Below are 18637 nucleotides of genomic sequence, written 5' to 3'. Positions count from 1 at the left end.
CCGCGTGAACTGTGAACCGGGGGCTTCTCAGCCCGTGCCGCGCAGCACCTGGTCCGGCTGAATATTTCCCCAGGGAGCCGGGCACAGGCGAAGCCACGCCGGCGCGGGCACGGCGGGATGGGCGGCTCGGTGGCTGGGGGCGCCGCTGTGCAGACTCACACTCATGAGACGCCGCGAAGCAGAGGCTGCCTACCGAGATCGTGCGGACCAGCTGCCGCAGGAGGATGCCGTGCTGCTGATCGGTGCGGAGGAATCCCTGCATGAGGAGATCGCGCTGCTGGCCGCGGTGGCCGGGGTGCGCCTGCACACCGCCCCCTCCTGGGGCGAGGCCCCCGACGGCGACTGGGCTGCGGTGCTGTGCACACCGCAGGCTCTGCCGCCCACCGCTGCCCAGGCAGAGGGGGTCCTGCTGGTGGGCGACGAGCCGTCTGCCCTGTGGGAGGCCGCAGCGGCCCAACCTGGACTGGTGCCAGTGCCGCTGCCGCAGGCCGAACGGTGGCTGAGCGAAGTGCTGGTCTCCCGGGTGCTGGACCGGGCGCAGGGCCCAGTGGTGGCGGTGGCGTCCACCGGCGGCGGAGCGGGAGCCACCACCGTGGCCTACCTCTGCGCGGCAGAGCTGGCGGTGCGCGGTCAGCGCCCGGCGCTGCTGGATGCCTGCCCGGGCCCGGGAAGCGGGGCGCTGGAGCTGGTCACCGGTGCGCACCGCAGCGAGCTGGAGGGCGACCACGGTCTGCCTGAGGGTCGCCTGGACTGGGAGCGGCTGCTGGCCACCGAAGGTGAGATCTCGGCGAAGCATCTTGCCAATGCGCTGCCTGGGGCCGACGGGGTGGCGGTCCTCACCGGCAGCGCCGATCCTCAGCACTGCCGCCGCCTTCTTCCTGCCGTGCTCCGGGCCGCCCGCCGGGCCTTCGATGCAGTCATTGTCGACGTCGGCACCCGGGCCGAGATCATCACCGCGCTGCCGGAGCCGGCCGAGCGCACCATACTGGTCGCCCGCGCCTCCCCGCGGGCAGCGGCGGCAGCCAAGCGGCTGCGGGAGCTGTTGCCGCATTCGGCTGCGGTGCTGGCGCTCAATCGCACTGCAGCCGCCGGATGGGGTCCGGAAGAGATGCAGCAGGCTGTCGGTCTCCCGGTGACTGCCGAGTTGGCCGAACAGCGCTGGCTGGCGCGCAGCGACCATGTGGGTGAGGCCTACCACCTGCTGCGCAGCAGGCGGGGTGCTCGCATTGTCGCCGGGCTGCTTCAGGGACTGCACATCGAGCCGCCGGAGGGATGGGATGGATGAGCCGCAGCTGGAGCTTCTGCGGGAGAAGCTGACCACTTCGGCAGAACCGGTCACCGCGGCCCGGATCGCTGACCTGGTGCGCGTCGAAGGCCTAGCCCTGGGCTCAGCCACTGCGGCGCAGCTGGTGAAGCGGCTGCGTGACGAGCTGGTCGGCCTCGGTCCGCTGCAGCAGTTCGCCGACGCCGAGGGAGTCACGGACGTGATCCTCGATGGCAGCCGGACGGTGTGGACCGACGGCGAGCAGGGGCTGCGCAGCACCGGGGTGCAGCTGGAGTCCGAAGAGCAGGCCCGCACGCTGGCGCGCCGACTGATTGCGGCGGCAGGGGCCCGGCTGGACGAGGGCCATCCGTGCGCCGACGGCCGGATCGGCCCGTACCGCATCCACGCGGTGATCCCGCCGGTGGCCGTGGAGGGCACCCTCATCTCCGTGCGGGTGGCTCGCCGGTCCACCGCCTCATTGGAGCAGCTGGCGAATCAGTGGGAGGCCCGCGATGAGTGGCTGAAGGTCATCGGGGCGGTGGTGGGGCAGCGGATGAACTGCCTGATCTCGGGAGCCACCGGATCGGGCAAGACCGCCCTGTTGGGGGCGATGCTTGGCGAAGTGCCCGCAGGTGAGCGGATCGTGGTGGTGGAGGACACCACAGAACTGATGCCCGTGCATCCGCACGTGGTGCACCTGCAGCAGCGCCAGGGCAATGTGGAGGGAGCGGGCCAGGTGGATATGGGCCAGCTGGTCCGCCAGACCCTTCGGATGCGTCCAGACCGCCTCATTGTCGGGGAGTGCCGGGGCGCGGAGCTGCGCGATTTTCTGACCGCCATGAACACCGGACATCAGGGAGCCGCGGGCACAGTGCACGCGAACTCCTCGGACGCCGTGCCGGCGCGTCTTGCGGCCATGGGGGCGCTGGCCGGCATGACGCCGGAGACCGTCGCCGTGCAGGCCGCCGCCGCACTGGACGTGGTCATCCATGTTCAGCGTCACGGGACCAGAAGAACACCGGTGGAGCTGTCGCAGGTCGCCTACCGGGACGGACGTCTGCAGATGCTCCCGGTGCTGACCTGGGAGCACCACAGTCTGCGGCGCGGCCCAGGATGGCAGACCGGGCCCTGGCAGGAGCTGCTGAGATGAGCCTGCTGGCGTGGGCACCAGCGGCGGCGCTGAGCGTCGCGGCGATCCTGGTGCTGCTCCCCCCTGCGGATGCCGGCCCCAGGCGCCCCGTGCCCCGTACGTTCACGCTGCGCAGAGCCGCCGGCTCTCTGCTGAGGATGCGGAAGGCAGTCGCGGAGCCGCAGCCGGAGGAGACCGCCGCTCTGCTGCGGCAGTACGCTGCTCTGCTGCAGTCCGGCCGGAGCGAGGCTCAGGCATGGGCAGATTTGGCCGCGCACTGGCGCCGCACTGCGCCGGAGCATCCGTTGAGCTCGGTGTGCTCCACCGTCGCCGCCTCGCTGCACACCGGACTCGGGGCCGCCGAGGGGCTGCGCAGAGCTGCATCGCACTGCGATGCGGCTGCACTGCGCACACTGCTGCACCGCCTGGCTGGGGTGGCCAGGCTGTCAGAACGCACCGGAGCGCCGCTGTCCAGACTCGTGGAGCAGCTGGCCCGTTCGGCAGAGGACCGCGCGGAGCTGTCCGCCCAGGTGCGCACCGCGGTGGCCGGGCCGAAGCTGACCCAGCAGATCCTCACACTGCTGCCCATCGGCGGCGTGATGCTCGGGCAGATCATGGGAGCCTCACCGCTAGCTGCCCTGCTCGGCGGCGGCTGGGGGACGCTGTGCCTGACCGCCGGGCTGGCGCTTCTGGCAGCAGGAGGCTTCTGGAGTGCGCGCATGATCGCGGCGGTGGGCGATGAGTGAGCTGTGGGGGATCCTTGCCGCCGTCCTGGTGACGGCCTCAGCCTTGCTGCTGATGCCCGGCGCCGGACCCACCGGCAGGCCGCTGCGCGGGAGGCTGAGGCTGCGCCGGGGACGCGGCTCCACCCAGCCGGATGCGGCGGCCGACGCCGCCATGCTGCTGGATCTCGCCGCGGCGCTGCTGCAGGCCGGCGTAGGGATAGAGGCGGCGCTGATCCGACTTGCCGACGCCGTGCCGGAGGCCGCAGACCTGCGCCGGGTGCACCACGCCCTGGCCGCCGGGGCCGGCTGGGAGCAGGCCGCCGAACAGGTGCGTGGGGACGAGCAGCTCTCCGCAGTGTGTGAGCAGCTCAGCTTCGCCCACGCCACCGGCGCCCCCAGCGCCTCGATGCTGATGGCCGCTGCCGAGCAGCTGCGGACCGCCCGCCGGCATGAGGCTCAGCGGCGCGCTGAGGAGCTGGGGGTGAAGATGATGCTGCCGCTGGGAGTCTGCTTCCTGCCGGCGTTCATCCTGCTGGGAGTGGTGCCGGTGGTGCTGAGCATGCTTCCTGAGGCACTGGGGATTCCAGCCGGCGCCGTGGGGATTCCGGCCAGTGCCGTGGGGATTCAGCCCGGAGCGCCGGGGATTCACCGGAGATAGTCGGCCAGGTGCTGGCCGGTGACCGTCTCTGCTTTGGTCAGGTGCTGCGGTGTGCCGGTGAAGACGATCTCGCCGCCGTCGTGCCCGGCTCCCGGTCCTAAGTCGATGATCCAGTCGGCGTGGGCCATCACAGCCTGGTGGTGCTCAATCACCACCACCGTCTTGCCCGAGTCCACCAGCCGGTCCAGCAGTCCGAGCAGGTTCTCCACATCGGCTAGGTGGAGGCCGGTGGTGGGCTCGTCGAGAATGTAGATGCCGCCGTCGCCACCCATGTGGGTGGCCAGCTTGATGCGCTGGCGCTCGCCGCCGGAGAGTGTGTTCAGCGGCTGCCCCAGCCGCAGGTATCCCAGGCCGACGTCGCACAGCCGCTGCAGGATCTTGGCGGCCGCGGGCAGTCTGGCCTCTGGCGAGCTGAAGAACTCCAGGGCCTCAGCCGCCGACAGATCCAGCACCTCAGTGATGCTGCGGTCCGCCAGGGTGTATTCGAGCGCTTCTGGGCGGTAGCGGCGGCCTTCGCACTCCTCGCAGGGGGATGTGGCAGTGGCCATGATGCCCAGATCCGTCTCGATCACCCCGGACCCCGCGCAGGCTGGGCAGGCGCCCTCCGAATTGGCGCTGAACAGGGCCGGTTTGACGCCGTTTGCCTTCGCGAAAGCTTTGCGCACAGGTTCCAGCAGGCCGGTGTAGGTGGCCGGATTGGAGCGGCGCGAACCCTTGATGGGTGCCTGGTCCACGGCCACCACCTCCTCCCTGGGGGTCCCATTGTCCAGCGCCAGATGCCCGTGGATCAGGGAGGACTTGCCCGATCCGGCCACCCCGGTGACCACGGTGAGCACACCCAGCGGGACATCAACGTCCACGCTGTTGAGATTGTGGGTATCGGCTCCGTGGATCTCCACCGCACCGGCGGGGGTGCGCACCTGCTCCTTCAGCTGGGCGCGGTAGGCCAGATGGTTGCCGGTCAGCGTTCCGGAGCTGGCCAGTCCGTGCACGTCTCCGGTGTAGACCACCTCTCCGCCCTGGGTGCCGGCACCAGGTCCCATATCCACCACATGGTCGGCGATGGCGATGACCTCCGGCTTGTGTTCGACCACCAGAACCGTGTTGCCCTTGTCCCGCAGGCGCAGCTGCAGTTTGTTCATCCGCTGGATGTCGTGCGGGTGCAGGCCCGCGGTCGGCTCGTCGAAGACATAGGTGATATCGGTCAGCGCGGAGCCGAGGTGGCGGATCATCTTGACGCGTTGGGCCTCTCCGCCGGAGAGCGTTCCGGAGGGCCGGTCCAGGGAGAGGTAGCCCAGTCCGATCTCGGTGAAGTGATCCAAGGTCTTGCCCAGAGACTTCAGCAGCGGTGCCACCTCCGGAGCGTGGAGGGAGCGGACCCATTCGGCCAAGTCGGTGATCTGCATGGCGCAGGCCTCAGCGATGCTGATGCCCCCCACCTTGGAGCTGCGGGCGGATTCGTTGAGCAGGGTGCCGCCGCAGTCGGGGCAGGCGATGAAGGTGACTGCGCGGTCTACGAATGCGCGGATATGGGTCTGCATCGCCTCCCGGTCCTTGGAGAGGAAGGACTTCTGGATCTGCGGGATGAGCCCCTGGTAGGTCATATTTGCCCCGCCGATCTTCCGCTTCACCGGCTCCTGGTAGAGCAGATGGTGCAGCTCGTCCTCGGTGAACTCGCCGACCGGCTTGTTCGGGTCGAAGAATCCGGACTCGGCGTAGAACCGCACTGACCAGCGGCCGGGCTTGTAGCCCGGGACCGTGATGGCGCCGTCATTGAGGGATTTGGACCGGTCCACCACCTGGTCGATGTCCAGGTCGGTGACATTGCCGGTGCCCTCGCAGCGGGGGCACATACCGCCGAGCACAGTGAATTCGGCCCGCTGCGGCTTGCTGGGCGAGGAGGACTTCTCCACTGTCAGGGCTCCTTTGCCGGAGGCGGTGGCCACATTGAAGGAGAATGCGTTGGGCGAGCCGATGTGCGGTTCACCGATCCGGGAGTACAGGATGCGCAGCATCGCATGGGTGTCGGTGACTGTTCCCACCGTGGAGCGGATATTGGCGGTCAGCCGCTCCTGGTCCACGATGATGGCGGTGGTCAGGCCCTCGAGCACATCCACATCGGGCCGGGCCAGCTGCGGCATGAACCCCTGCAGGAAAGCGGAATAGGTCTCATTGATCATCCGCTGGGACTCTGAAGCGATCGTGCCGAAGACCAGCGAGGACTTCCCCGAACCGGAGACCCCGGTGAAGACTGTCAGGCGCCGCTTGGGGATGGTGACCGAGATGTTCTGCAGGTTGTTCTGACGAGCCCCTTCGACTCTGATCGCCTCATGGGTGTCTGCAGTGTGCGCGCTGGTCTCCATGGAGTGTGAGTCTATCTACCCGCTGTCGGCTCCCGGCGGGTCGGCCTCCAGCGCCTCCGGAGGCCCTGCTCGGGCCGAAGCAGTCGCGCGCAGCGGCGGCAGCGGCAGGAAGTGGCCGAATGCGCCCATCGTGGCCTCCCGGCTGACCTGCACCCGCACCTCTCCGGCATAGGCGCCGCCGACTCTGCAGTCCTCCAGCACCGCCTGGTTGTGTTGGGCCACCTGGCGGGCTTCGGTGCAGGGGTCCCCGGGCGCTAGCCCCCGGGCGGTGTCCGCCGCTGCCAAGGCTGCTAAGTCTGCGGCCCGCGCGGCCTGGGTGTTGACCGCCGCCGCCAGCCCGAGCGCGTAGACCACCGCAACCAGGACCACCAGCACGCCCAGCAGGCCCACAGCCAGCACAGTGCCCGAACCGCGCTCCTCGCATGGGCCGCGCCGGGTGCATCGGTTCGCCGCCGACCTGTTCACGGCATCCCTCCGGTCACGGCATCCCTCCGGCATGCTCAGTGCGCACCTGTGCCTCAGCGGTGTGCTCGGCTCCTGTTTCCACCAGCCCGAGGATGCTCACCGGCTGAGTCAGCCGCACATGGGTATAGGCTCCCTGCTGGGTGATGTGGACTTCTGCATCAGCGCCGGCGGTGGAGACCACCGTCTGCTGGGCCGTCTCGGCGGACGCGCCCCGGGCCAGCTCCCGGGCAGCGGCCCGGGCGGCATCCTCCAGCGCGACGCGCGCGGCGCCGGCCAGCGCCACCGAGACCACCAGCAGCAGCACCAGCACCACCGCTGGAAGCGCGACGGCGAACTCAGTGGTGACCGAGCCGCGCTCACTCTCCTGGTGCCGGATGGTCTGGCGCGTGTGCACCGCAGCTCCCTATCCGGCGTTGAGCGCCTGCTGCACCAGTGCTTCCAGCCAGCCGCGGACAGTCTCAGAGCTCAGCACGGCGGTGAGCAGGCCTGCGAAAGCCACTGCGGCAAGCATGACGATGCCGTACTCGGCGGTGGCCAGGCCCTCCTCCTCGCGGTGGAGTCTCTGCAGGGCGGCGCTTGGCGTCCGGTGGTCCTCAGGTGTGGTTTCGCGTATCTGTGGCATCGGAATTCCCTTCCCGGCCGGGCTCTCCGGCCGCACGCTGCCCCTGCCTGGCGGCAGGGACATGTCCACTGTGCGGGGGAGCACCGCTGGAGCGGGCGCCACCTGGTGGGACTGTGGAGTGAGGGGCGCGCCCCGGCCCCGGGGTTCTTCCAGGGGAAATCTCGCCGAGGGATGCAGCTGGCTTAACCGGCGGAAGCCTCGCCTGCGGCGGCGCGCAGCAGGTTCAGCGCCCCCTGCTTGTGCAGCGGAGAGTTCCGGTTCCCGCATTTGGGGCTTTGCACGCACCGCGGGCAGCCTTCGGGACAGTCGCAGGCGGCGATCGTCTCTTCGGTGGCTCGCAGCCACTGCAGGGCCATGTCGAAGCCGCGTTCGGCGAAGCCGGCGCCGCCGGGGTGGCCGTCATAGACGAAGATGGTGGGCAGCTCGGTGTCGCGATGCAGTGCGGTGGAGACCCCGCCGATGTCCCACCGGTCTGAGCTGGTCAGCAGCGGCAGCAGTCCGATCATGGCGTGTTCGGCAGCATGCAGCGCCCCGGGGACATGCTCCACGATGACCCCGGCCCGCACCAGCGCGGTCTCCGGTGCGGTGATCCACACCCCGTGGGTCCGGAGGGTCGAGGGCGGCAGGTCCAGCGGCTCATCGGAGAGCACCTCCGAGCTGCCCAGCGCTTTGCGCTGGAACCCGATCACCGCTGAGGTGACCTCCACCTCCCCGAACCGCAGCTGGAAATCTCCCCAGTCCTGCTCCCGCAGTGTCTGCATCACCTCAATGGAGGTGGTCTCCCGGGCCTGGGTGTAGAACGGCGGGTCTGCCGGGGTGACCAGCACCGTGCCCTGCTCCAGGTCCAGCTCCTCCACAAGGTAGCTGCGTCCCTGATGGACATAGACCGCCTGGGGGTGGGCCTGCGACTGCGCCTGGGCAGCACCGATGTCTCCGATGACGGTGCCGTCCTCGGCGTTGACGATGGTGCAGGGTCCGGCCCCGTCGGAGCGCAGTCTGACCCAGGAGGCCGCGGAGACGTCGTCGTGGGCGAAGAACCAGCCGCGCGGGCGACGGCGCAGATGCCCCTGGCTGGTCAGCGAGTCCACCAGCCACTCCAGGGGCCCGAAGAGTCCCTCCTGACCCATATCCTCAGGCACAAGCGGCATCTCCTGGGCGGCAGCCAGCAGGTGGGGCGCGGCCACATGGGGGTTCAGCGGGTCAGTGACCGCATCCTCCACTGCAGTGTCGAAGATTGTCTCCGGGGTCTCCAGCAGATAGGCGTCCAGCGGGTCGTCGCCTGCGATGAAGAAGGCCGCGCCGCGCTGCCCGGCGCGTCCGGCTCTGCCCAGCTGCTGGAAGAAGGAGGCCCGGGTGCCCGGCCATCCGGCGATGATCACTGCGTCCAGTCCGGCGATATCGATCCCCAGCTCCAGCGCGGGAGTGGAGGCCACGCCCAGCAGCTGCCCGGTCCGCAGAGCTTCCTCCAGCTGGCGCCGCTCCTCGGTCAGATAGCCGGAGCGGTAGGCGGCCACACGCTCTCTCAGCGCGGGATCAATCTCTGCCAATTGGTCGCGGGCGACGGCGGCGATGGTCTCTGCTCCGCGCCGAGACTTGATGAACGTCAGAGTCCGGCGCCCTGCCACCACCAGATCGGTGAGCAGGTCGGCGGCCTCCACGGTCAGGCTGCGTTTCAGCGGCGCCCCGTTGTCCCCTGAGATCTCTGAAGCCGCCGATTCGCAGAGGTAGACATCCACCGGCGCATGGGGGGAGCTGTCACGGGTGACGGCCACCACTGTCCGGTGTGCATCGTGGTTGGTCGAGGGGTCTTGGTTGGGACAGGCTTCGCCGATCAGCCGGGCGAAGCTCTCTGCTGGGCTGCCGCTGGTGGCCGAGGCGCCGGCGAAGACCGGGTCAGCACCGTAGGAGCGAGCCACCCTGCGCAGTCGGCGCAGCAGCAGCGCAGTGTGTGAACCGAAGATCCCGCGGGCGGTGTGCGCCTCATCGACGATCACATACCGCAGCCGGGCCAGGAACTGAGCCCAGCCGCGGTGGTTGGGCAGAATCCCGGCGTTGAGCATATCCGGGTTCGTCAGCACCACATTGGCGTGACGCCGCACCCACTGCCTGGTCTGGGGATCGGTGTCACCGTCATAGGAGGCCGGCCGGATTCCCCCAGCCGGACCGGCAGCCCCTACGGTCTCTGCCAGCTCCTGCAGCGCCTCCAGCTGGTCAGCGGCCAACGCCTTGGTGGGGGCCAGGTACAGAACAGTCGCCTCACCGGTGGGGTGGGCAGCCACCCCATCGCAGGCAGGAGCGCCGCAGACAGCGGCCAGACCCGGCAGCTGGGTGGCCAGCGATTTGCCCGAGGCCGTGCCGGTGGCGACAACTACGTGCCTGCCCGCATGCAGCGCCTCAGCTGCTTCCACCTGGTGCGCGTAGAGCCTGCCCGCACCGGTTTGGCGATAGGCGGCCCGCAGCTCAGCCGGCACCCACGCCGGCCAGTCGGCGGTCTCCGCCTGCCGAGCCGGGAGGGTTCGGATATGCCGGATCCGCGCCTCAGGCCCCACCTCAGTGGGCAGCCCCGCGGCGCGCAGCAGCTCAAGGGCGCCGTGTTCAGCGTCTACTGCGAGATCTCCTCGTCGATCTGCGAGTGGGAGGGACGGCTGCGGCCGCCGGAATCCGGGGAGCCGAAGACGTGCACATCGCCCAGATGCGTCCAGCCCAAATACTCGTAGAGCTCCTGACCGTCGGCGGTGGCCACCAGAAGTCCCTGTTCGACGTCGTGCTCATGCGCGATGGCCAGCAGCGCGCGGGTCACAAAGGTGCCCAGCCCCTGCCGCCGGTAGTCCGGGGAGGTGTAGATGCGGTCCAGGATGCAGAACTCATCCACCGCCGCCATCCGGCCGCGGGCGGCCACATTCTCCCCCTGCTTCACGGTGAACAGGGTCCAGCCCTCGAAATCCTCGCGGTGGGCGGTGAAGCTCTCCGGAGTGATGGGATCCTCCACATCCTGGATCTCCATATCGGCGACCATCAGCTTCTCCTCATCGCTGATGAGGCTCAGCCCGTCGACCTCCTTGGCCGCCATGATGTCCGAATCCGGCTCGGCGATGACGGTCAGCAGCCGGTTGGGGCTCTTCGCCACAGCCGAGGCGGCCTTGCGCAGGTCCGCCTCGCTGGGGTCGAACATAACGTACTCCCAGTCGTCGGAATCAGCGCTCAGACGTGCGGAGTGCACATTGCCGTCATGGCGCACTTCATAGCCGTGGGTGCGGGCCCAGCCGGTCACCCACGTCTGGACCAGTGCATCGCTCAGCTCAGAAGTCATTCTTCACTCCGTTCGTCCGCTTCCCGGCCATCGCGGCGATGGCCTGTGGCCCGGCTCACTCTCTCAACTGCACGTACTCATTCGGAGCCGGGTCCCGGCTCGCTCACTCCCAACATATAGGGAGTGTCGGCTCCGATGGTAGGGGGTGCCCCTCATCTCAGTGGTCGGCAGCACATCCTCCATCCCCGGGATTGCAGGGCCTGAGCCCCTGATCAGGGGCGTATGTGCCGGCAGCGAAACCCGCGTACTCTGGAGGGTGTGAGCACATCCCGCATCGCCCTGTACTACAAGTTTGTGCCCCTGAAAGATCCTGAGGCCGTCAAGCTCTGGCAGCACACTCTCTGCCGCGAACTGGGGCTGCGAGGCCGCATCATCATCTCGGAGCACGGTATCAACGGCACCGTCGGCGGACCCCTCAAAGCGGTGAAGCAGTACGTGAAGCAGACCCGCAGCTACCAGCCCTTCCGCGGGATGGAGATCAAATGGTCCGACGGCGGGGCAGAGGACTTCCCGCGGCTGAGCGTCAAGGTCCGGCCCGAGCTGGTGGCCTTCGGCCTCGATGAGGTCAAAGTCAACGACGACGGCGTCATCGGCGGCGGTGAGCACCTCTCTCCCGAACAGGTGCACCAGCTGGTGGAGGCCAAGCGGGCCGAGGGCGTGGAGGTCACCTTCTTCGACGGGCGCAACGCGATGGAGGCCCAGATCGGCCGCTTCAAAGACGCGGTGGTGCCGGAGACTGAGACCACCCGGGACTTTGTGACCGAGCTGGACTCCGGCAAGTACGACCACCTCAAGGACAAGCCTGTGGTGACCTACTGCACCGGGGGCATCCGCTGCGAGGTGCTCTCCGCGCTGATGAAGGAGCGCGGCTGGCAGGAGGTCTACCAGATCGACGGCGGCATCGTCCGCTACGGGGAGACCTACGGCGACTCCGGATACTGGGAGGGCGAGCTCTACGTCTTCGACGGCCGGATGAACACCCGGTTCAGCGACCAGGCGAAGACCATCGGCGAATGCGTCAGCTGCGCGGCGCCGACCTCAACCTTCTACAACTGCCTCGACCGCGGCTGCTCCACCCTGCAGCTCTACTGCACCGACTGCCGGCACATCCCAGAGACCACTCGGTGCCAAGCCTGCCGGAAGCGGCTGGCCGAAAACCCCCAGCACCCCAACTCCGGAGCCCTGACACGGCCGCGGCGCCGCCACCAGGCCGCTGAGTCGGTGAGCGTATGAGGCTGCGATGACGCTCAGCTCCTCGCCGCCGGCTGCGCAGGACGTGGACCTGATCACTGCGCTGGCCCACGACCTTGCCGACGCCGACTTCACCCACCACGGCGTCGCACAGGTGTTGGGCCCCGAAGCGGTCTCTGCGCTGGACCGTGAACAGGTGGTTCCCGGCCAGCTGCGCATCCTGGAATCCCCGGAGCAGGCCTGTGCGGTGCTGACCGCCCTGTGGCTGGTGTCGCTGGAAGTCACCGCCGAACAGGTGGACGCCGCCCTGCCACGCACCGGCGCTGCCGGGCTGCAGCAGCTGGGGCTGATCACCCGGCGCTCCGACTCTGAGGTCGCCCCGCTGGTGGACCTGCGCCCCTACCAGGTGGAGACCCGCGCCGGCACCCGCGATATGTGGGTCACCAGTGATCTCTCCGCCCACCAGGTGGCCGGCCCGCTGCCGCACGACCACGTGCTCGGCGTCGGTCAGGCCAGCCTGACCCTGGCCTCGATCACTCACCGGCGGCCGGTGCGCACCGGTCTGGACATCGGCACCGGCTGCGGAATCCAGCTGCTTCACCTGCTGGACCACTGCGAGCACGTCACCGGCACCGACCTCTCGGCCCGCGCGCTGGAGTTCGCCCGGTTCAACCTGGTGCTCAACGCCTCAGCCCTGGGCCTGGACCCCGAACACCTCCAGGACCGGGTGGAGCTGGTCCAGGGCAGCCTGCTGGAGCCTGTGGCGGGCCGGCGCTTCGACCTGGTGGTCTCCAACCCGCCCTTTGTGATCACACCGCGCTCGCCGCAGGAGACGGAGACGGACCGCTACACCTACCGCGACGGCGGCCGGCAGGGCGATGAGCTCATGGGTGAGCTGATCACCGAACTGCCTGGGGTGCTCGCCGCCGGCGGCACTGCGCAGATGCTGGGCAACTGGGAGGTTCCCCGCGGTGCGGCGCACTGGTGGCAGCGGCCCAAGGCCTGGGTGGAGCAGGCCGATCTGGAGGCCTGGTTCATCCAGCGCGATGTGCAGACCCCGGCCGAGTACGCCGAGACCTGGCTGCGCGATGCCTCCGAAGAACGCAGCATCGACCAGTACCGCCGCCGCTACGCCGACTACCTGCGAGACTTCGCTCAGCGCGAGGTCGACCAGATCGGATTCGGCCTCATCTGGCTGCGCCGGCGGGACCACCAGCAGCGGTGGCAGCACTTCGAAGAGATCACCGGCGAGGTGCAGCAGCCGCTGGGTCCGGTGATCGGAGACGTCGTCGACCGGGCCGCAGCCGTCCTGCAGCAGCCGGATCAGGTGCTGAACACCGCCTTGGTGACCGCTGTCGATGTCACCGAGGAGCGCTACCAGCGCTTCGGCGCCGCCCACCCGGAGGTCATCTTCGCCCGCCAGGGGGCAGGTCTGCGCCGCAGCCGTCCCATCAGCTCCGCGGCCGCCGGCTTCTTAGCCGCCGCGGACGGGGAATACACTGCCTCCCAGCTGATCACCGCGGTGTGCTCCCTGACCGACGCTGCGGAGGATCAGCTGCGCGCCGAGGTGCTGGAGCTCTACCAGGACGGCTTCATCGAACCCGCCAGCGCGGGTCAGACGCCGTCGTCGTCTCATATATAGTGAGCACTCGACGGCGCCCCGCAGCTGCACCGTACCCACCAATTCGTATCAAGGAGATCAGTGCCCGAAGGCAAGAAGCTCGTCATCGTCGAGTCCCCGGCCAAGTCCCGCTCCATCGCCAAATACCTCGGCGATGATTTCATCGTGGACGCCTCCGCCGGGCATATCCGCGATCTGCCGCAGCCCTCGGAGCTCCCCCAGGACATGAAGAAGGGGCCCTTCGGCAAGTTCGCGGTGGATCCGGAGAACGGCTTTGAGCCCTACTACGTGATCTCTGAGTCCAAGAAGTCGAAGGTCCGGGAGCTGAAGAAGCTGCTCAAGGACGCCGATGAGCTCTACCTGGCCACTGACGCCGACCGCGAAGGGGAGGCCATCGCCTGGCACCTCTACGAGGTGCTCAAGCCCAAAGTGCCCACCTACCGGCTGACCTTCACCGAGATCACCAAAGAGGCCATCCAGCGTGCCATGCAGAGCCCGCGGGAGATCGACACCGACCTGGTGGACGCCCAGGAGACCCGCCGGATTCTGGACCGCCTCTACGGCTATGAGATCTCCCCGGTGCTGTGGCGCAAAGTGGGCAAGGGACTCTCGGCCGGACGCGTCCAGTCGGTGGCCACCCGCATGATTGTGGAGCGCGAACGCGAACGCATGGCATTCGTGCCGGCCTCCTACTGGGACCTCTCCGGCCAATTCGCCACCGACAGCGGCGAAGAATTCTCGGCCAAGCTGCACGCAGTCGACGACGAGCGGATCGCCACCGGCAGTGATTTCACCGACACCGGGGAGCTGAAGAAGTCCCGCCGCGACGTCGTCGTTCTCACCCGCGAGGACGCAGAGTCCCTGGCTGAGTCGCTGACCCAGGCGCGGTTCCGTGTGGATTCGGTGGAGGACAAGCCCTACTCCCGCCGACCCCAGCCGCCGTTCATCACCTCCACCCTGCAGCAGGACGCGGCCCGCCGTCTGCGGTTCTCCTCCCGGGTGACCATGCAGGTAGCGCAGCGGCTGTATGAGAACGGCTACATCACCTATATGCGTACCGACTCCACCACGCTGTCCACTGAGGCGCTCAACGCCGCCCGCAAGCAGGCCCGCGAGCTCTACGGCGCCGAATCAGTCCCGGAGAAGCCCCGGTACTACTCCCGCCGCAATGAGACCGCGCAAGAGGCTCACGAGGCGATCCGCCCGGCCGGGGACTCCTTCCGCACCCCCCGCCAGGTGAAGTCCGAGCTGTCCGCCGACGAGTTCCGGCTCTATGAGCTGATCTGGAAGCGCACGGTGGCCTCCCAGATGGCCGATGCCGAGGGCTTCACCGCCAGTGTGCGGCTGACCGGCACCGCCCAGGACGGCCGTCGCGCCACCTTCGGGGCCTCCGGCACGGTGATCACCTTCCCCGGGTTCCTCGCCGCCTACGAGGAGGTCGCCGACGACTCGGAGAAGAAGGAGACCGAGTCCAAGGACAAGCGTCTGCCCGAGCTCAGCGAGGGCGAGCCGCTGACCGGGACTGATGTTGAGGCCAAGGGCCATGAGACCTCGCCTCCGGCGCGCTACACCGAGGCCAGCATTGTGGCTGAGCTGGAGAAGCGGGAGATCGGCCGGCCCTCCACCTATGCGCCGACCATCTCCATCATCATGGACCGCGGCTATGTGACCAAACGGGGCTCCGCCCTGGTGCCCTCCTGGACCGCATTCAGCGTGATCCGGCTGCTGGAGGAGCACTTCGGCCAGTACGTGGACTACGACTTCACCGCCCGGCTGGAGGACGACCTGGACCAGATCGCCCGCGGAGAGATCGAGCGGGAGGCCTGGCTGCAGGGCTTCTACTTCGGGGCGTCCTCCGGCGAAGAGGGCCTGAAGGCTGTGGTGGACAATCTCGGCGAGATCGACGCTCGCGCGGTGAACACCATCGAGGTCGCCGACGGCGTGGAGGTCCGCGTGGGCCGCTACGGCCCCTATTTGGAGCGCCCGGACCCGGAGAATCCCGACGGCGACCCGCTGCGCGCCAATATCCCGGCCGACCTCGCCCCGGACGAGCTGACTGCCGCGAAGGCCGAGGAACTCTTCGAACAGGCCCAGCATTCCGGGCGGGTTTTGGGCACCGACCCGGAGACCGGGCGTGAGATTGTGGTCAAGGACGGCCGGTACGGGCCCTATGTCACCGAGGTCATCGAGGAGATGACTGAGGAAGAGATCCAGGCCCATATGGACGCTCAGCCCACCGAGTACTACAAGAACGGCAAACCGAAGCCCAAGAAGAAGCCCAAGCAGCCCAAGCCACGCACTGCCAGCCTGCTGAAGTCCATGGACCTGGAGACGGTGACCATTGAGGACGCGCTCAAGCTGCTCTCTCTCCCCCGGGTGCTGGGCACCGACGACGACGGCGAGCAGATCACCGCGCAGAACGGCCGCTTCGGCCCCTACCTGAAGAAGGGGTCCGACTCCCGCTCCCTGGAGTCGGAGGAGCAGCTGTTCACCATCACCTTGGAGGAGGCGAAGAAGATCTACGCCCAGCCCAAGCAGCGCGGACGCGGCACGGCCAAGCCTCCGCTGGCGGAATTCGGCGCCGACCCGACCACGGAGAAGCCTGTGGTGGTCAAGGACGGCCGGTTCGGCCCCTACGTGACGGACGGGGAGACCAATGCGACTGTTCCGCGCAGCGTCTCGCTGGACCAGCTGACCGCAGAGCAGGCATACTCACTGCTCGCAGAGAAGAGAGCCAAGGGCCCGGCGAAGAAGAAGTCGGGCGGGCGGCGTCGTACTGCCACGAAGGCCTGAACGAGCCACGGAGGGGACGTCATGCGTCTGGGTGTGCTGGACATCGGCTCCAACACCGTGCACCTGCTGCTGGTGGATGCCCATATCGGGGCGAAGCCGGAGGCGTTCGCTTCCCACAAGCGTCCGCTGTCCCTGGTGCGGTACCTCGACGATGCGGGCGCGATCAGCGAGGAGGGGCAGCAGAAGCTGATCGGCTTCATCTCTGAGGCGGTGCGCTTCGCGGCCCGGCATCGGGCTGAGGACATGCTCTCCTTCTGCACCTCGGCGATCCGCGAGGCCGCCAATGGGGCTGAGGTCATCGCGCGGGTGCAGGCCGAAGCAGATGTGGAGCTCACCGAGCTCACCGGCGCCCAGGAGTCGGCCATGACCTTCTTCGCGGTGCGTCGCTGGCGCGGGTGGAGCGCCGGGCACACCCTGAACTTCGACATCGGCGGCGGCTCGCTGGAGATCGCCTACGGACAGGACGAGCTGCCCTCCACCGCCCTGTCCGTTCCGTTGGGCGCAGGCCGGCTCACCCGCCAGTGGCTCAGCCAGGACCCCCCGACCAAAGCGGAGGTCAATGCGCTGAAGGCCTATGTGCGCGAGGAGATGGACGCCGCCCGGCGGGAGTTCCCGCAGCTGCGCGACCAGGTGGAGATCACCGCCACCTCCAAGACGTTCCGATCGCTTGGGCGGCTCACCGGCGCAGCTCCCTCGGCCGCCGGCCCCTATGTGAAGCGGACCCTGGCGGCCAAGGACCTCAAACCCCTGGTGAAGCAGCTCGGGGAGCTCAGCTCCGCCGAGCGCGCCAAGCTGCCGGGGGTCTCCCAGATGCGGTCGGCCCAGGTGTTCGCTGGGGCCTTGGTGGCCGAGACTGCGATGAAGACCTTCGGGGTGGAGCAGCTCACGATCTGCCCCTGGGCGCTGCGCGAGGGCCTGATCCTGCGCCGGCTCGACGCTCTGGCCCGCGACACCTCGGTAGAGATCCCGCACGCGCCGGCCGTGGGGCATGTGGACCTCGACCGTGCGCTGCGCCGGCCCACTCATAAGGATGTCCGCGCCATCGCCGTGGAGCACGCCCGTGGCTGAGAAGCAGCCGCCCCGGATTCCAGTGGGCCTGTCCTCGTCCTCGGTCTACCCGATGGGCGTGGCCGAGACCTTCTCCATCGCCGAGGACCTCGGCTACGACGGGGTGGAAGTCATGGTGACCCATCGCGCCGAGACCCAACAGGCCTCGGTGCTCAACGAGCACACATGGCGATTCGGCATGCCCGTACTGGCGATCCATGCCCCGACCCTGCTGCTGACCCAACAGGTATGGGGTTCGGCGTGGGAGAAGCTGGAGCGTTCTGCCGCCCTCGCTCAGGAAGTCGGCTGCGACGTCGTGGTGGCTCACCCGCCCTTCCGCTGGCAGGGCACCTATGCCTCCCAGTTCGCAGAGGGCATTGCCGCCATCGAGGAGCGCACGGGGGTGACCATTGCGGTGGAGAACATGTACCCGTGGCGCGCCGGCGGACGCGAGGCGCAGATGTACTTGCCGCACTGGAACCCAGTGGACCTTCCCTACCCGCACGTGACCTGGGACTTCTCTCATGCCGCGACCGCAGAGGACGACTCCTATGAGGCGGTCAGGAAGCTGGGATCCCGGCTGCGGCATGTGCACCTCACCGACGGATGGTCCAACGGGTTCAAGGATGACCACCTGGTGCCCGGGCATGGGAATCAGCGGGTGAGTGAAGCACTGGACCTTCTCGGCGCACCGGATTTCGGCGGAACCGGGTTCCAGGGTGCAGTGGCAGTAGAGGTCGCCACCCGTGGAGCAAGGAAGGTCGGGGAGCGGGAACGCATGCTGGCCGAATCCCTGGAATTCGCCCGGAACCATCTAGGGCAGCACTAACGGCCGCAGCAGGAACGCAGGCCCGGGGGCGCTATGGAGTTGTCAAGTTTCGTGTCCCGTTCCGCCGCGGCGGGGGAGTGCAGGGGTGCCTGGCCGCACGAGGCTCCGGCTGGTCCCTGGGGTTGGGGTCCTCGGTGGGGTGTGCGGCTGGCTGCTGTGATGACGGCGTGAGCTCTGGCGGCCGGTGTGGTCTGGCCGCCGTTGTTCTAGTCGGGTGGTGGGTCTGTGCTGGTGTTGAGTTCTGGCAGGAGGCGGTGGCTTTTGAGTTCGTGGTGGTGGCGGCAGAGCAGCTGGGAGTTCGCCGCGCTGGTGGGCCCGCCGGTTTCGTAGCTGGTCTGGTGGTCGACCTCGGTGCGGTATGCCGGTTCGGTGCATTGGTAGGCCTGGCAGGTTTGGTCTCGCAGCTGTATGGCGGTGCGCAGGGTGCCGGTGGCGAACCGTCCGGTGGATGCCGCCTCTAGGAGGTTCTTCCCGCCGGCGAGCTGGCCGGTGATGAATTGGGTGATCTGTTCGGGGTTCTGGGTGGTCAGCAGGTTCTGCAGGTTCTTGCTGGTGGTGCGGTCGAGTTTCACGATCCGCACCGGCTTCCGGGACCCGTCACGGCCGGCCCCTGTCCCGGC

General features: G+C 68.5%; 16 protein-coding genes. 9 read left to right on the top strand and 7 right to left on the bottom strand.

Annotated elements, in window-relative coordinates; all coding sequences use genetic code 11:
* Positions 1–163 precede the first annotated feature (163 nt).
* Genes Q1K09_RS00950 through Q1K09_RS00935 form a run of 4 tightly spaced genes read left to right on the top strand, consistent with a single transcriptional unit; the run spans position 164 to position 3776 of the window.
* Positions 164–1285 (top strand): hypothetical protein, encoded by a 1122-nt coding sequence (locus Q1K09_RS00950; RefSeq protein ID WP_300342437.1) that lies wholly within the window; start codon positions 164–166, stop codon positions 1283–1285.
* Positions 1278–2414 (top strand): TadA family conjugal transfer-associated ATPase, encoded by a 1137-nt coding sequence (locus Q1K09_RS00945; RefSeq protein ID WP_300342436.1) that lies wholly within the window; start codon positions 1278–1280, stop codon positions 2412–2414. The genes Q1K09_RS00950 and Q1K09_RS00945 overlap by 8 nt, the downstream gene beginning before the upstream one ends.
* Positions 2411–3139 (top strand): type II secretion system F family protein, encoded by a 729-nt coding sequence (locus tag Q1K09_RS00940; protein ID WP_300342435.1) that lies wholly within the window; start codon positions 2411–2413, stop codon positions 3137–3139. Before Q1K09_RS00945 ends, Q1K09_RS00940 begins: the two co-directional genes overlap by 4 nt.
* Positions 3132–3776: a type II secretion system F family protein gene (locus Q1K09_RS00935; RefSeq protein WP_300342433.1), complete on the top strand. Its 645-nt coding sequence runs from the start codon at positions 3132–3134 to the stop codon at positions 3774–3776. The genes Q1K09_RS00940 and Q1K09_RS00935 overlap by 8 nt, the downstream gene beginning before the upstream one ends.
* On the opposite strand, the gene Q1K09_RS00930 is transcribed toward Q1K09_RS00935, so the two are convergent.
* From Q1K09_RS00930 to Q1K09_RS00905, 6 genes are all read right to left on the bottom strand, one after another.
* Entirely contained in the window at positions 3764–6139 is a 2376-nt protein-coding gene (locus Q1K09_RS00930) for an excinuclease ABC subunit UvrA (RefSeq protein WP_300342431.1), read from the bottom strand. The genes Q1K09_RS00935 and Q1K09_RS00930 overlap by 13 nt on opposite strands.
* Before the next feature lie 15 nt (positions 6140–6154).
* A complete protein-coding gene (locus Q1K09_RS00925; protein WP_300342429.1) occupies positions 6155–6637 on the bottom strand; it encodes an Rv3654c family TadE-like protein in 483 nt (160 codons plus the stop codon).
* A complete protein-coding gene (locus Q1K09_RS00920) occupies positions 6618–6998 on the bottom strand; it encodes a TadE family type IV pilus minor pilin (protein WP_300342427.1) in 381 nt (126 codons plus the stop codon). The genes Q1K09_RS00925 and Q1K09_RS00920 overlap by 20 nt, the downstream gene beginning before the upstream one ends.
* 9 nt (positions 6999–7007) lie before the next feature.
* Positions 7008–7226, bottom strand: a complete 219-nt coding sequence (locus Q1K09_RS00915; RefSeq protein ID WP_300342425.1) for a DUF4244 domain-containing protein — start codon at positions 7224–7226, stop codon at positions 7008–7010.
* A gap of 182 nt (positions 7227–7408) precedes the next feature.
* Positions 7409–9775 carry a DEAD/DEAH box helicase gene (locus Q1K09_RS00910; RefSeq protein ID WP_300342423.1) on the bottom strand — a complete coding sequence of 789 codons (2367 nt, stop codon included), beginning with the start codon at positions 9773–9775 and terminating at the stop codon, positions 7409–7411.
* A 53-nt stretch (positions 9776–9828) separates the two neighbouring features.
* Entirely contained in the window at positions 9829–10536 is a 708-nt protein-coding gene (locus Q1K09_RS00905) for a GNAT family N-acetyltransferase (RefSeq protein ID WP_300342421.1), read from the bottom strand.
* A gap of 258 nt (positions 10537–10794) precedes the next feature.
* Here Q1K09_RS00905 and Q1K09_RS00900 point away from each other — a divergent pair, with 258 nt between their 5' ends.
* The 5 genes from Q1K09_RS00900 to Q1K09_RS00880 are packed head-to-tail and all read left to right on the top strand — an operon-like array spanning position 10795 to position 18017.
* Positions 10795–11769 carry a rhodanese-related sulfurtransferase gene (locus Q1K09_RS00900; protein WP_300342419.1) on the top strand — a complete coding sequence of 325 codons (975 nt, stop codon included), beginning with the start codon at positions 10795–10797 and terminating at the stop codon, positions 11767–11769.
* 7 nt (positions 11770–11776) lie between these two features.
* Positions 11777–13369, top strand: a complete 1593-nt coding sequence (locus Q1K09_RS00895; RefSeq protein WP_300342417.1) for a methyltransferase — start codon at positions 11777–11779, stop codon at positions 13367–13369.
* A gap of 60 nt (positions 13370–13429) precedes the next feature.
* A complete protein-coding gene (topA, locus tag Q1K09_RS00890) occupies positions 13430–16141 on the top strand; it encodes a type I DNA topoisomerase (protein WP_300342415.1) in 2712 nt (903 codons plus the stop codon).
* A gap of 21 nt (positions 16142–16162) precedes the next feature.
* On the top strand, positions 16163–17209 hold the full coding sequence (locus Q1K09_RS00885; RefSeq protein WP_300342413.1) for a Ppx/GppA family phosphatase: 1047 nt from the start codon (positions 16163–16165) through the stop codon (positions 17207–17209).
* On the top strand, positions 17172–18017 hold the full coding sequence (locus Q1K09_RS00880) for a sugar phosphate isomerase/epimerase (protein ID WP_300342411.1): 846 nt from the start codon (positions 17172–17174) through the stop codon (positions 18015–18017). Before Q1K09_RS00885 ends, Q1K09_RS00880 begins: the two co-directional genes overlap by 38 nt.
* Positions 18018–18223: 206 nt before the next feature.
* On the opposite strand, the gene Q1K09_RS00875 is transcribed toward Q1K09_RS00880, so the two are convergent.
* On the bottom strand, positions 18224–18637 hold a 414-nt coding region (locus tag Q1K09_RS00875; RefSeq protein WP_300342410.1), incomplete at its 5' end, for an HNH endonuclease signature motif containing protein.

This window comes from Nesterenkonia sp. (assembly GCF_029265375.1).
Taxonomy (GTDB): Bacteria; Actinomycetota; Actinomycetes; order Actinomycetales; family Micrococcaceae; genus Nesterenkonia.
The sequence above is the reverse complement of the archived record's forward strand: the minus strand, read 5'-3'. Positions and strand labels throughout refer to the sequence as shown.

Bases quoted from the DNA above. Each gene is read 5' to 3' on its own strand.
- Q1K09_RS00950 (WP_300342437.1), top strand. From the start codon at position 164: ATGAGACGCCGCGAAGCAGAGGCTGCCTACCGAGATCGTGCGGACCAG.
- Q1K09_RS00945 (WP_300342436.1), top strand. From the start codon at position 1,278: ATGGATGAGCCGCAGCTGGAGCTTCTGCGGGAGAAGCTGACCACTTCG.
- Q1K09_RS00940 (WP_300342435.1), top strand. From the start codon at position 2,411: ATGAGCCTGCTGGCGTGGGCACCAGCGGCGGCGCTGAGCGTCGCGGCG.
- Q1K09_RS00935 (WP_300342433.1), top strand. From the start codon at position 3,132: ATGAGTGAGCTGTGGGGGATCCTTGCCGCCGTCCTGGTGACGGCCTCA.
- Q1K09_RS00930 (WP_300342431.1), bottom strand. From the start codon at position 6,139: ATGGAGACCAGCGCGCACACTGCAGACACCCATGAGGCGATCAGAGTC.
- Q1K09_RS00925 (WP_300342429.1), bottom strand. From the start codon at position 6,637: ATGCCGGAGGGATGCCGTGACCGGAGGGATGCCGTGAACAGGTCGGCG.
- Q1K09_RS00915 (WP_300342425.1), bottom strand. From the start codon at position 7,226: ATGCCACAGATACGCGAAACCACACCTGAGGACCACCGGACGCCAAGC.
- Q1K09_RS00905 (WP_300342421.1), bottom strand. From the start codon at position 10,536: ATGACTTCTGAGCTGAGCGATGCACTGGTCCAGACGTGGGTGACCGGC.
- Q1K09_RS00895 (WP_300342417.1), top strand. From the start codon at position 11,777: ATGACGCTCAGCTCCTCGCCGCCGGCTGCGCAGGACGTGGACCTGATC.
- Q1K09_RS00885 (WP_300342413.1), top strand. From the start codon at position 16,163: ATGCGTCTGGGTGTGCTGGACATCGGCTCCAACACCGTGCACCTGCTG.
- Q1K09_RS00880 (WP_300342411.1), top strand. From the start codon at position 17,172: ATGTCCGCGCCATCGCCGTGGAGCACGCCCGTGGCTGAGAAGCAGCCG.